This window comes from Pseudomonas sp. xss_4, assembly GCF_043104125.1.
Taxonomy (GTDB): Bacteria; Pseudomonadota; Gammaproteobacteria; order Pseudomonadales; family Pseudomonadaceae; genus Aquipseudomonas; species Aquipseudomonas parafulva_B.
Genome location: NZ_JBICKJ010000044.1, coordinates 25,158 through 38,407, shown reverse-complemented (window position 1 = coordinate 38,407; position 13,250 = coordinate 25,158). Strand labels below are relative to the sequence as shown.

Annotated in this window: 12 protein-coding genes; 4 read left to right on the top strand and 8 right to left on the bottom strand. The window is 61.2% G+C overall.

Annotated features, from left to right (window positions below; genetic code table 11):
* Nucleotides 1-4: 4 nt before the first annotated feature.
* The 4 genes from lpxK to ACF8GB_RS08650 all read right to left on the bottom strand — a co-directional run bounded on the left by lpxK (nt 5) and on the right by ACF8GB_RS08650 (nt 4,350).
* On the bottom strand, nt 5-1,006 hold the full coding sequence (lpxK, locus tag ACF8GB_RS08665; protein ID WP_078478208.1) for a tetraacyldisaccharide 4'-kinase: 1,002 nt from the start codon (nt 1,004-1,006) through the stop codon (nt 5-7).
* A complete protein-coding gene (locus ACF8GB_RS08660) occupies nt 1,006-1,440 on the bottom strand; it encodes a biopolymer transporter ExbD (RefSeq protein ID WP_058605755.1) in 435 nt (144 codons plus the stop codon). Before ACF8GB_RS08660 ends, lpxK begins: the two co-directional genes overlap by 1 nt.
* Entirely contained in the window at nt 1,437-2,072 is a 636-nt protein-coding gene (locus ACF8GB_RS08655) for a MotA/TolQ/ExbB proton channel family protein (protein ID WP_058637708.1), read from the bottom strand. Before ACF8GB_RS08655 ends, ACF8GB_RS08660 begins: the two co-directional genes overlap by 4 nt.
* Nucleotides 2,073-2,133: 61 nt before the next feature.
* Nucleotides 2,134-4,350, bottom strand: a complete 2,217-nt coding sequence (locus tag ACF8GB_RS08650) for a DNA internalization-related competence protein ComEC/Rec2 (RefSeq protein WP_392526880.1) — start codon at nt 4,348-4,350, stop codon at nt 2,134-2,136.
* Between the two features lie 142 nt (nt 4,351-4,492).
* On the opposite strand from ACF8GB_RS08650, the gene ACF8GB_RS08645 reads away from it, so the two are divergent.
* Nucleotides 4,493-5,125, top strand: coding sequence for a DUF2062 domain-containing protein (locus tag ACF8GB_RS08645; RefSeq protein WP_145255149.1), 633 nt, complete (start codon nt 4,493-4,495; stop codon nt 5,123-5,125).
* Here ACF8GB_RS08645 and ACF8GB_RS08640 read toward each other — a convergent pair.
* The 3 genes from ACF8GB_RS08640 to ACF8GB_RS08630 form a co-directional block, all read right to left on the bottom strand.
* A complete protein-coding gene (locus ACF8GB_RS08640; RefSeq protein ID WP_392526878.1) occupies nt 5,009-5,788 on the bottom strand; it encodes an ABC transporter permease in 780 nt (259 codons plus the stop codon). The two genes, ACF8GB_RS08645 and ACF8GB_RS08640, sit on opposite strands and share 117 nt — an antisense overlap.
* A complete protein-coding gene (locus ACF8GB_RS08635; RefSeq protein ID WP_058605758.1) occupies nt 5,785-6,717 on the bottom strand; it encodes an ABC transporter ATP-binding protein in 933 nt (310 codons plus the stop codon). Before ACF8GB_RS08635 ends, ACF8GB_RS08640 begins: the two co-directional genes overlap by 4 nt.
* Nucleotides 6,718-6,862: 145 nt before the next feature.
* Nucleotides 6,863-7,486: a glutathione S-transferase gene (locus tag ACF8GB_RS08630; protein ID WP_392526877.1), complete on the bottom strand. Its 624-nt coding sequence runs from the start codon at nt 7,484-7,486 to the stop codon at nt 6,863-6,865.
* 282 nt (nt 7,487-7,768) lie between these two features.
* Between ACF8GB_RS08630 and ACF8GB_RS08625 the strand changes: the two genes are divergently transcribed.
* The gene (locus ACF8GB_RS08625; RefSeq protein WP_196126116.1) at nt 7,769-10,216 is read left to right on the top strand and encodes an acyl-CoA dehydrogenase; all 2,448 of its coding nucleotides are present in this window, start codon (nt 7,769-7,771) and stop codon (nt 10,214-10,216) included.
* Between the two features lie 78 nt (nt 10,217-10,294).
* Nucleotides 10,295-10,702, top strand: a complete 408-nt coding sequence (locus tag ACF8GB_RS08620; RefSeq protein WP_058637713.1) for a PA2817 family protein — start codon at nt 10,295-10,297, stop codon at nt 10,700-10,702.
* Between the two features lie 39 nt (nt 10,703-10,741).
* On the opposite strand, the gene ACF8GB_RS08615 is transcribed toward ACF8GB_RS08620, so the two are convergent.
* Nucleotides 10,742-12,280 (bottom strand): hypothetical protein, encoded by a 1,539-nt coding sequence (locus tag ACF8GB_RS08615; RefSeq protein WP_197844135.1) that lies wholly within the window; start codon nt 12,278-12,280, stop codon nt 10,742-10,744.
* Nucleotides 12,281-12,677: 397 nt separating this feature from the next.
* Between ACF8GB_RS08615 and ACF8GB_RS08610 the strand changes: the two genes are divergently transcribed.
* On the top strand, nt 12,678-13,217 hold the full coding sequence (locus ACF8GB_RS08610) for a fimbrial protein (protein WP_058637715.1): 540 nt from the start codon (nt 12,678-12,680) through the stop codon (nt 13,215-13,217).
* Nucleotides 13,218-13,250 lie beyond the last annotated feature (33 nt).

Here is a 13,250-nt window from a genome sequence, read left to right as displayed (position 1 = left end):
GGGATCAGGGCTTGGGTAGCAAACGTTGCAACTGCAGGTCGAACCAAGTGCCAAATGCCGGCGTGGGTTGTGCTTCTACAGCCAGGTACCACCAGTTCTCGGCGGCAAAAGAGCGGCACTTCACCGCATCCTTCTCGGTCATGATGAGCGGCAGTGACGGTGTGAAGGCAAGGTTTCGGGCATTGAATTGCGCGTGGTCTGCAAAGGGATGCGGCAGCGGCTGCCAGCCTAGGCCCTGCAAGGTATTGAAAAAACGCTGAGGGTTACCAATGCCGGCCACCGCATGCAGGCGCTGGCCTGCGGGAAAATGGTCGAGTGCACGGCGCTCGCCCGTGCGCAGGTTGACCAATGCGCTGGGTTGCAGGCGAAAACCAAAGCCCTCGGCACTGTCTAGTGCTGCACCATTGAACAATACTGCGTCGGCCGCATTCAGACGCTCGACAGGCTCGCGCAAGGGGCCGGCCGGTAGGCATCGGCGATTGCCCAGGCCGCGGGCTGCGTCGATCAATACCAATTCCAGGTCTCGCGCCAGGCGGTAGTGCTGCATGCCGTCGTCACACAGAATCAAGTCCAGGGGTTCGCTGACCAGCAGGGCCTGCACCGCACGTGCGCGGTCCGGATCGATCATCAGCGGCACACCGGTACGTTGCACGATCAACAGCGGCTCGTCGCCTGCCTGTTCGGCCGCCTGATCGGCCGTCACCCGCCAAGGGAACTGCGGCGGCTTGGCGCCATAGCCACGGCTGACCACTCCCACCCTCAACCCCCGCTGGCGGCAGTGCTCGATCAGCCAGAGAATCATAGGAGTCTTGCCGGTACCGCCGACAGTGATGTTTCCCACCACGATGACGGGCACCGGAGCGCGATAGCTAGCGCGCTCGTCGTTGAGAAAACGCCTGCGCTTGCGTTTGACCACCCAGCGGTACAGCGCTTCCAGCGGACGCAGCAATGCCAGTGCCGGATGGCCGGTGTACCAGGCAGCAAGCAGGCGATCGGCTAGTGTCATCAAGGTGTGCTCTGGGCCGCCTCGACGGTGGTCATGCGCAATTGGCTGAAGCCGAGCTTGCCGGCAGCATCCATTGCGGTGACCACAGCCTGGTGCGGGGTCTTGCCATCGGCACTGATGGCCAGGGGCAGCTTGTTGTCGCCACCTGATTCACGCTCGATGGCCTCGCTGAGGGTGGCCAGATCGCTCTTGGGCAGCAGATGGTTGTTGACCGAGTACACCCCATCGGCACTGATGGTGATTTCTACCAGCTTGCCCTCATCGCCCGGTGCCCGCTCGGCGCTGGCCGCTTCGGGCAACTCGACGCGTAGCTGGGTTTCGCGGGTGAACGTGGTGGTGACCACGAAGAACAGCAACAGCACGAACACCACGTCGATCAACGACGCCAGGTTGATGTCGATATTCTCGCGCTGGCGATTGCGCCGAAACTTCACGCCTTGCCTCCAGCCACTTCCACCTCACGGTCACCCTGAATCACTTCCACCAGCTTGATTGCCTCCTGCTCCATACCGACCACCAGCTCGTCGATACGGCGCAGCAGAAAGCGGTGGAAGAACACCGCCGGGATACCCACCATCAGCCCGGCCGCCGTGGTTACCAGCGCCTTAGAAATGCCACCCGCCAGCACCGCGGCGTTGGCGGTCATCTGCGACCCCATGAACGCGCTGAAGATGTCGATCATGCCCAGCACGGTGCCCAGCAGGCCCAGCAGCGGCGCCATGGCGGCGATGGTGCCCAGCGTGCCGATGTAGCGCTCGAGCTCGTGGATAACGCGTGAGGCGGCTTCCTCGATGCACTCTTTCATGATTTCGCGACCATGACGCGAGTTGGCCAGCCCCGCCGCGAGGATTTCGCCCAAGGGCGAGTCGGCACGCAGGGCCTTGAGCTTGTCACTGGTCAGTTGCTTGTCCTTGATCCACATCCACACCTGGCCCAGCAGGTGGGGCGGGCTGACGCGACTGGCGCGCAGGGTCCACAGGCGTTCGACGACGATAGCCATGGCGGCGATGGAACTCAGAATGATCGGCAGCATCATCCAACCGCCGGACTTGACCAATTCCCACACAGTAGAAGCCCTCTGGAAAAGGTCGCCACTTTACCATAGGCGCGGCAGGCGCTCATCAGCATTAACCACCCCTGACGTCACGCCAGAAGCGGCGCTGGCTGCGCATACCCTCGACCCCGGCTTGCGCACCGAGCACCAGACGCAACGCCCCCTCCACTGCCGTGTCGTGCAGGGTCATGCCATGCCTGCGATAGCGTTCGACCACCTGTGCATGGGGATGCCCGAAGCTGTTGTTGCGCCCGCGGGAAATCAGTACCCCACGCGGGGCCGCAGCGCGGATGAAAGCTTCGGTCGACGAACTGCGGCTACCGTGGTGCGGCGACTGCAGCCAGTCGATGCGTGGTGAATCCATGGCAGCCAGCCACGCACGTTCGGCCCCCGCCTCCATGTCACCGGCCAGCAGCAACCGCTCCCCCGACGCCTCGACCAGCAACACGCAGGAGCGGTCATTGCTGGTGCGCGCATCCGCCCAGCGCCACAGGGAAAAGCGAACCCCGTCCCACTCCCAGGACTCGCCACTGACGCAAGGCTGTAACTGAACCTCTTCCAGCGGCTCACCGCCAATCGCCCGTCTGACCGGCAGCCCGCGCTGGATCGCACCTGCACCGCCGGCGTGATCGGCATGGGCGTGACTGACCAGCAGCACATCCAGGCTGTCGACCCCCAACTTGCGCAAGGTGGGCAACACGACCCGCTCACCCAGATCGCTTTCGCCCCTGGCCGGCCCGGCGTCATACAGCAGACTGTGCTGCCGGGTGCGTAGCAACACCGCCAAGCCTTGCCCCACGTCCAGCTGCCAGACCTCGACCTGGCCGTGCGAGACCGGCTCCCGAGGCACCCAGAGCGCCAAAAGCATCACCGCGCCCAACCCACGCAGCGGCACACCCCGTGGCAGCAACAGCAGCAGTGCACCCAGGCATACCAGCAGCCAGGCCCACAACGGCGGTGCCGGAGGCACCCATGCCGGGCGCTGCTGGGCGACCAGTGCTAGCGCGCGAAACAAGACATCCAGCAGGCCGCCTGCCAGCCACAGCAATGCCTCACCTGCGTCGCCCAGCGGCAGCAACAAAGTGCCCAACAGCGCCAGCGGCAATACCGCCAGGCTCACCCACGGCACCGCCACCAGGTTGGCCAACGGGGCACTCAGGCTCACCGGCAAGCCCACGGCCAGCAGCACCGGGAGCAACCCGACGGCGATGACCCACTGCGCTCGCGTCCATGCCTGCCAGGGTCGCCAGGCCCCTAGCCGAGCACTGAAGCTGTAGATGAGCGTGGCCACGGCGCCGAATGACAGCCAGAAGCCTGGAAGCAGCGCCGCCAACGGCTCGAACAGCAAAACGGCAACCAAGGCAAGTAACAAGGGGTGGAACGCGCCAAGGTGACGAAAGCGCAGGCGCCACAGCAGCACCACGGCCAGCATCAGACAGGCGCGCTGTACTGGCACCCCTGCCCCGGCCAGCCAGCCGTAGGCCAGCGCTGCACTCATGGCCAGCACACAGGCCCAAGGCAGCCACGGCAGCCGGGGCGGCCATAGCCCCCAGCGGGCTAACCACGCGACCACGGCATAGAGCAGACCCGCCACCAGGCCAATGTGCTGGCCTGAAATCACCAGCAGGTGCACGGTGCCGGTGGCCTGAAGCGCCTGCCAGTCTTCGCGCGCCAGGCCGGTCCCATCACCAAGCACCAACGCCACCAACGCGGCTTGCCGACCATGGGCTTCGACCGCCAGCAGACGCTCGCGCAGGCCATCGCGCCACCCGACTGCCGCGGGCGTCAGTAACTGCCCGGCTTTCACCGCTCCGCTGGCGCCGATCCGACGTGCCAGCAGCTGCGCCTCCCGGTCGGGCCCGTGGGGGTTTAGAAGGCCGGTCGGCCGCTGCAGGGTGACGGCCAGGCGCCACTGCTCGCCGGCACGCAGCGGTGGTCCGTCAAACCAGCTCAATTGCAGGCGTTGCGGCAAATCGGCACGCCGGGAATGCGCGCCTTCAAGCTCGAAACGCACGCCTTGCGCAGTGCGCGCCGGCAGTCCGGCCACCCGCCCTTCCAGCCACAAGGTGCGACCATCGAGCCCTGGCGCCAGACGATCGTCCACGGCCTGCTTGGCAGACCAACAGGCCCAGCAGAAGCCCAGCAGGAACAAACCCAATAACCAACCCCGGGTGAACAGACTGACGACGGCGCCCGCTGCAAGCATTAGCAGCCATCCGACCGATGGCAATTGAGGTACCACGCAGAGACTGAGCAGACCGAGCGCGAGCGCCAACATCCCTGTGCGCATGAGGTAGAGCTCCAGAAGCTGAATCAACCTCTGAGGCATAGCCCACTTGCCGGCACTGCTTGCTCAACAATTGTCACAAACTCTGAACGAGGCTGAACGGGAATCAGGGCATACTGCCCCGGTCAACGCCCCGGGAGCCCCCATGCCGCGCCGACTATTCAAACGCTTCATGCCGGACCCGAGCAGTATTCGGGAACACAAGTCCTTACGCTTTTTCGGCAAGTTGCTGCATGACCCTAACCTGTGGCACCTGAACCGTCATTCGGTAGCGCGAGCCATGGGCGTCGGCCTGTTCGCCGCATTGATCCCGATGCCCGCACAGATGCTGCTTGCCGCTGCATTGGCCATCCCGCTGCGAGGCAATCTGCCGATCGCCGTCAGCCTGGTGTGGCTGACCAACCCGCTGACCATGCCGCCGGTGTTCTTCGTTACCTACATGGTCGGTGCCTGGCTAATGCAGGTACCACCACGCGCACTGCCTGACACGTTGACCTTCCAGTGGATCACTGACCAACTGTCGACGGTCTGGCAACCCTTCCTGCTCGGTTCAATCGTGTGCGCCGTACTGCTGGGTATGCTCGGCTATTTCAGTACCCTGATGTACTGGCGCTGGTGGGTAGGCCGGCAGTGGCGTCGTCGCCAATGCCGGTGCAAGGTTTCAGGCACGCATCCCCCGGCCGCTGACCAGCAGCCGCACGCACAACAGGTAGAGCACGGCAGTGGCCACCAACATGAACGTGATCGCCGTGCCGATGCTGATGTCCGACACCCCTAAAATGCCGTAGCGGAAGGAATTGACCATGTGCAGCACAGGGTTGGCCAGCGATACGGTATGCCAGAACGGTGGCAGCAGGGTGATCGAGTAGAACACGCCGCCCAGGTAGGTCAGCGGAGTCAGTACGAACGTCGGGATGATCGAAATGTCGTCGAAATTGCGAGCGAACACCGCGTTGACGAACCCCAGCAAGGAGAAGATGGTCGCCGTCAACAGTACCACTGCCACAGTCACACCCAGGTGATGCACTTGCAGGTCGGTGAAGAACATCGACAGGATGGTGACGATCACCCCTACCGCCAAGCCACGCAGCACGCCGCCTAGGACATAACCCACCAGGATGGTGTGCGGCGATACCGGCGAGACCATCAGCTCTTCGATCGAGCGCTGGAACTTGCTACCGAAGAAGCTCGATACCACATTGCCATAGGAGTTGGTTATCACCGACATCATGATCAGCCCCGGCACGATGTACTGCATGTAGGTGAACCCGCCCATGTCGCCAATCTGCCGGCCAATCAGGTTGCCGAAAATGACGAAATACAGAACCATGGTGATTGCCGGTGGCAACAGGGTCTGCGGCCAGATGCGCAAGAAGCGCCGCACTTCGCGATAGACGATGGTGTTCAGGGCGACCCAGTTGGTACGCAGCTCCACGCTCATACGGCCACCTTCGAAAGGTTTTTTTCCACCAGGGCCACGAACAGCTCCTCGAGTCGGTTGGTCTTGTTGCGCAGGCTTTGCACGTCGATATTCTGCAGGGCCAACTGGCCGAACAGGGCGGTGATGCCGATGTCTTTCTCAACCTGTACTTCCAGGGTGTGCGGGGTCAGCAGCCGGCACGGGTAACCCTGCAACACCGGCGCCGTGGCCAGGCCCTGCTTGATGTCGAGGACAAAGGTTTCGACATGCAGCTTGCCCAGCAGTTGGCGCATGCTGGTGTTCTCGACGATGGTGCCGTGGTCGATGATGCCGATATTACGGCACAGCTGCTCAGCCTCTTCCAGGTAATGGGTGGTGAGGATGATGGTGATGCCTTTCTGGTTCAGCTCGGTGAGGAAGCTCCACATCGAACGGCGCAGCTCGATGTCCACGCCGGCGGTGGGCTCGTCGAGAATCAGCAAACGCGGCTCGTGGATCAGCGCACGGGCAATCATCAGCCGGCGCTTCATGCCGCCGGACAGCGAACGCGATGGCACGTCGCGCTTGTCCCACAGGCCCAGTTGGGTCAAGTACTGCTCGGCACGCGCCTTGGCGATCTTTGGCGGGATGCCGTAGTAACCAGCCTGGGTCACGACGATGTCGAAGCACTTCTCGAACTGGTTGAAATTGAACTCCTGTGGCACCACGCCCAGGCAACGCTTCAGCGCCGAGGGCTCGCGGTCGAGGTCGTGGCCGAACACATTGACCGTGCCGCTGGTTTTATTCACCAAGGTGGAGAGGATGCCGATGGTGGTGGATTTGCCGGCGCCGTTGGGGCCGAGCAAGGCGAAGAAGTCCCCTTCGGCGACATCAAGGTCGATGCCTTTGAGGGCCTGAAAGCCGTTGCCGTAGGTTTTGGTCAGCTGTCGAATGGACAGGGCAGAACTCATAGCGGGTCACTTACCGAAAAATAAGGTGCAGGACACGCCAGACAAGGTCACTGGCGCAGTGAGTGCGGCCAATGGTGCAAGGCGCGGCCGCACAAGTACAGTCATGTGTATTGATAGTGACTATCGAAACAGCCGTAGTGTTCGATCAGGTCAGCGCAGTCATTACTGCAGCCTGGTAGGCCGGGCGGGCCTTGAGGCGTTCGTACCAGGCTTCCAGGTGGTACATAGCCGGGCGCTCGATGGGCATTTCGAACCAGGCATAGACGAAGCTACCCAGTGGGATGTCGCCCATGCCGATCTGGTCACCGGAAAGATAGGGCTGTGTGGCCAGGGTTTCGTCGGCAATGGCCAGCAACTGGGCGCACTGCTTGTGCGCAGCGTTGATCGCCACCCAGTCGCGCTGGTCTTCGGGTGTGCGCACCAGGCCCCAGAACAGCGGGCGGAACGGCGCTGCGAAGGATGAGGTGGCCCAGTCCATCCATTTGTCGGCCAAAGCGCGTTGGCGCGGGTCTTCCAGGTACCAACCTTGCTCGGTGCCATATTCGGCGCACAGGTAGCGGACGATGGTGTTGGACTCCCACAGGGTCAGGTCACCGTCTTCAAGCATGGGTACCAGGCCATTGGGATTGCGGGCGCGGTAGTGCGGCTCGTTGACCACGCCGAAGGCGCCGCCGGCGTCGATCGATTCGAAGTCCAGGCCCAGTTCCTGGGCGATCCACAGCGCTTTGCGCACATTGCTCGAATTCTTGCGGCCCCAGATCTTCAGCATGGCAACGTCCTTATGAATGCGGATGTTGCACAGTCTACTCCAGAGTTTTGTTGCCTGTACCGGCCCTTTCGCGGGCGTGCCCGCTACTACAAGAATCGCGGCTTATCTAGGGACGGTGCACCCTGTAGGAGCGGGCTTGCCCGCGAAAGGGCTAGTACAGGCAATCACCGGACTGAAACTCCCACTGCCACACCCTGTCACTGTTCTGACCCTGCCGTTCCCGGCGTTGCGTCTAAGCTGTCCGGAACGGCTCAAGCCCCCTGGTTCCAAGGAGGACCGATTATGTTGCTGTTGTGGTTGGTAGTGCTGGTGATAGGCGCGGCGTACCTCACGCACAGGCGCCTGGCACCCTTGCAGATTCTCGGCATCATGGCCGCCTATGTGCTGCTGATGGGCATTTTCAGCAGCGCTCCTGGCTGGCTGCTAGCACTGATCTGGCTCGTGCTGGCACTCAAAGGCGCCTTGTTGGCGCTGCCCGACTGGCGCCGCAAGGTGTTCACCGGCCCGGTTTTCAACTGGTTCCAGCGCACCCTGCCGCCCATGTCGCAAACCGAGCGTGAAGCCATCGACGCCGGTACCGTATGGTGGGACGGCGAACTGTTCAGCGGCCGCCCCGACTGGCGCACCTTGCTGGCCTACCCGGCACCCAAGCTGACCGACGAAGAGCAGGCCTTCATTGACGGCCCTACCGAACAACTGTGCGCCATGGTCAGCGACTGGCAGATCGGCCAGGACATGGACCTACCACCCGCGGCCTGGGCGCATATCAAACAGAATGGCTTCTTTGCCCTGATCATCCCCAAGCAGTACGGTGGCAAGGGTTTTTCCGCTTACGCACACTCCCAGGTGGCGATGAAGCTGGCCACCCGCAGCGGCGATCTGGCTTCCACGGTGATGGTTCCCAACTCGCTCGGCCCGGCCGAATTGCTGTTGCACTACGGCACCGATGAGCAACGCGACCACTACCTGCCACGCCTGGCCCGTGGCGACGACATTCCTTGCTTCGCACTCACCGGCCCTCTGGCCGGCTCAGACGCCGGCGCCATGCCCGACACCGGCGTGGTGTGCAAGGGCCAGTGGCATGGCGAGGAAGTCATCGGCCTGCGCCTGAACTGGGAAAAGCGCTATATCACCCTAGGCCCGGTTGCCACGCTGCTGGGCCTTGCATTCAAGGCCTACGACCCGGACCACCTGTTGGGCGAGGAGGAAGAACTGGGCATCAGCCTGGCGCTGATCCCTACCGACACCCCCGGCGTGGACATCGGCAAACGCCACCTGCCGCTGGGCGCCGCCTTCATGAATGGCCCCAATAGTGGCAAGGACGTGTTCGTGCCACTGAGCTTCCTTATCGGTGGCCAGGCCATGCTCGGCAAAGGCTGGATGATGTTGATGAACTGCCTGTCGGTAGGCCGTTCCATCTCCCTGCCCGCCGTGGGCACCGGCGCCGCCAAGTACACCAGCCTGGTCACCGGCCAGTACGCCAACATCCGCGAGCAATTCAACGTGCCGCTGGCCGCATTCGAAGGTATCCAGGAATCGCTGGCACGCATCGGCGGCAACGCCTGGCTGATGGACAGCGCGCGCCTGCTGACGGCCAAAGCGGTAGACCTGGGCGAGAAGCCCTCGGTGCTGTCGGCGATCCTCAAGTACCACCTGACCGAGCGCGGCCGCGAATGCATCCAGCACGCCATGGATGTGCACGGCGGTAAGGGCATCATCATGGGCCCGAACAACTACCTGGGGCGTAACTGGCAAGGGGCACCCATCTTCATCACGGTCGAGGGCGCCAACATCCTCTCACGCAACCTGATGATCTTCGGTCAGGGCGCCATTCGCTGCCACCCGTTCGTACTCAAGGAAATGGCTCTGGCCCACCGTGAGGACCGCGACCAGGCGCTAGGAGAGTTCGATGACCTGTTGATGAAGCACATCATGTTCGCCGCCGGCAATGCGGCTAGCACACTGGTGTTCAATCTGGGACTGGGCCGCCTGGAAAGCGTACCAGGCGATACCCTCAGCCAAGGCTACTTCCGCGCCCTGAACCGCCAGGCCTCAGCCTTTGCATTGCTGGCGGACCTGTCGATGATGCTGCTGGGCGGCACCCTCAAGCGCCGCGAGCGCCTGAGTGCCCGGCTAGGCGATGTGCTGAGTTATCTGTACTTGTCCAGTGCGGCGCTCAAGCGTTATCACGACTTGGGCTCGCCCGAGCAGATGCAGCCATTGCTACGCTGGGCCATGGAAGAAAGCATGGGGCAGGCGGAAAAGGCCCTGGATAGGTTACTCGACAACTTCCCCAACCGCTTTGTCGGCTGTGCACTAAGGGTCCTGGTGTTCCCCTTCGGCCGTCGTCATACCGGGCCGAGCGATGAACTGGATGCCGAGGTCGCGGCGCTGATTGGGCGTAGCAAGGGTGACCCAGCGCTGGAAGAGCTGCTCGCGGGCTGCTTCCGGCCACAGGCGGACGGTGACCCAGTGGCAGCACTGCAACGGGCTTGCGACTTGCTTGATGAGGCAGTGCCACTGCACAAGGCGCTGCACCTGGGGATCAAGGACGGCAAGGTACGGCCGGCACCTGGGCAGTCGGTGATTGATGCGGCCATCGAAAGCGGTGTGCTGCAGCCTGACGAAGGGCAACGGCTGCACGCAGCGGAACAGGCACGCCGGGCAGTGATCGATGTGGATGCCTTCGACAAGGAGCAATTGCTGCCAGTACCTGGCAAGGTGCGTTGATTGATGGGGGCGCTCTGCCTCCCCATCCCCAACCGGCGTATACTCCGCCTTCGTTTCAATCACCCCGAGGACCGCCCCATGGCCAATTCCCACCTGGATTACAACCTGCAACTGCTTAACCACCTGCGTACTATCCTGGTGGCCTTGGGCGAAGCCGAGCAGGTACCCGAGGAAAGCCACGCCCTGTTCCTCGAACGCTTCGACGAACTACTGACCCTGCTGCCGCAAAACCCGCTGAAAAGTCAATACCTGGGGCAAGACCTGATCTGCCAGGTGATCCAGCGTTACCCGCAGATCGCTCATCTTGTACCCAGAGATCTACTGTGGTTCTTTGGCGGCGACTGCTTGCATTTCATGCCCGATGACGAACTGGACCTGTATCAACGTCTTGAAGAGCGCCGTTACGAAGCCGAGCAGAACGATGAACCGTTCGACTGGAACCAGGAAAAACAGGTGCTGAGCCTGCAGCCCGGCCCTCCCCACTGACTCCATCCGTTTGGGGCGATGCGCCTCGGGCAGCCCTGGTCACGCTTGCTGTAGCCGCAACGCGTCGTACACAGACAGCAATGGCAACGGAATGATTGTCACCGCGAAGCGCCACTCAACAACATTGCGCGTATCCAGAGCCATCACCACCGTGACACCGCTCGGCGCTGTCGACGCAGGCGTAAACACACCTTGCGCCGATACCACACCGTTGCCTGCAAGGATGTGCCACTCAACATCCTCGGCCGGCACTGCGGTTTCTTCCATGTCGAGGTTGAAATACCAGCAGTTGAGTTGCAACGCATTGCCTGCAAGGGTAAATCGGATGAAATGCGTCGGATACACGAATGTCGTGACGAAAGATACCGACTCTCTCATCCCATCTCCCGCCGCCGTCAGCACATCTGTACGTGCTGGCACCCGGGGAAAACTAGCCCTGGTAGCGGCTGGGATCAAGGTTTCTCCCGGTGCACTGAAGACGACACCGGGTGGCTTGAGGGCAGGTACGTAGAAGTGATCATTACCCTCTTTGACAAGGGTACCGCCTGCATCACCCGTCACACTCCAATTGACACCAGGCATTTGTAGACTGACGAAACCAAGCCGCTCCTTTGCATCCCCTGCATGGAAAACTTGTGAGTACGGTGAAATTTTGTACGTCGCGGCTGGGGTAGCCGACTCAGCGGGCTTCAACGACTTCTTGTAGACCCTCCTGTAGCCGAATAACGACCCCCCGGCATCCATTACACCAACCAATTCAGTCGACCCCGGTGGGGTCACCAAATCGCTAATGAATGCGCTGTCCACAGGTGCTCTACCTGCCCCCACCTCTGGAAAATTTTCTTTTGGAAAATAGCCAAACAAGGCTGCATCTGCTGCGGGCGCGATGGGTTGCTGCACCCCGCTTACCAAACTTTCATAGGCAATGGGCCGCTCCAGAAAACCGAAATGCCGGACGCGCCGGTTTTCGTCTGGAATCATATAGATATAAAGATCTTGCAGCTTCGCACTTTCAGGGCGCGGCATGATCGCAATGTCAATTTTCTTTCTCTGGTCATAATATTCAATATACTCGGGAGGCGCCGCAGTCTCGACAGTTGAGTCATTCGTGTCGTAGGAGCCATAGTCGGCCCCACCCGTCCATTCGAAACTCAGCATACTTTGACCTTGCGCCTGGTACCGCAGGTAGCACTCTCGCATTGGTAACGTGACCGAGAATCTCACCCAGGGGCCGTTGATCTCCGTCAAGCGCAGGATCTGTTCGGCGCCCAAGTTGGAGAGTCTCTTCGTAAATATGAGGAATTCTTGGGATGAATGAAGAATCAACTTGTTACTGACGTCACCGTATGACAGAATTTCGATTTTGGAAAACTTCCTCAGCAACGCCTCTGCCCCCTCGCGCCCCATTAAAGCAGGCGGCCTAGTCTTAACAAACGACTCAATCAGAAAATCATTATTAGCGTCTGTTAGCCACAGCGTATTAATCCACAATACATTCGTGAACATTGTGCACACCGCCTCCGGCGCCATAGACGAAGAGCCGATCCCGGTCGCTTCATTATTTTTGGTTTTTTTCACCTCAGAGTCCCCTGCCTGGTATGAGCGCCAATTACCCCACCCCACAAGAATCGAATCAACTGGCATTTTTACCAGTGCCAGACAAAGTTTAGTCTCACAGTGCGACTGTGCTGCCCGGCGTGCATGGCCTTAACGGTTTGGCAACTGGTATTTCTATCAGTTGACGCAACCGCACGGCCCTTTCACGCTCTATGAAACAGACCATGGAAACAGCACCACCTTCCATCGAACAACTGCCGTAGAACCGGGAGAGAAGATCAGCGCAAGCCAATCGGACTTCAGATTTTTCCTACATACGAACCACAAGCAAACTCGCACGCTGTGCACCGTCGCATTTAGCGATGCTTGTGCAGCCTTACCCAATATCCACCTGACACACGCTAACCTGGAGCTCCTAATGAAAAAAACTCTCCTGGCTTTAACACTTGGCCTGGCCAGCAACGCCGCATTAGCCAACACTGGCTCGATCAACTTCTACGGCCAGGTGCATGCCGGGACGTGCCCGATCGAAATCATCGACCCGTCGACAGGCCTGCCGGTAGCCCGCGTCAACATGGGCAACGTCAGTGTTTCGCAGTTCACCGCCGTTGGCGATGAAGCGGCATCTCGCGCCTTCGGCATGCGTATCACCCCAGGCGCTGGTTGCGTTGTTGCCCCTGGTAGCAATGCCACTGTCACCTTCACTGCCGCCTATGGCGGCGCCGGTACAGGTGGTACGTTGTATGCGTTGGAACCAGGCGGAGCCAACAACCTGGCCTTGATCATCAAGGACAATGCCGGCACCCCCGTGGATAACGGCCTGGCCTCCAAGGATTACCCACTGGATGACACGAACCCTACCACCATGATCTTCTCTGCGGCCTACAAATCCATAGGTACCGCCGTGACGGCCGGTACGGCTAACACCGATGTGCAATTTCTGGTCGATATTCCATGAGAACGCGCCTCAGGCGAGCTGATACCGCCTGAG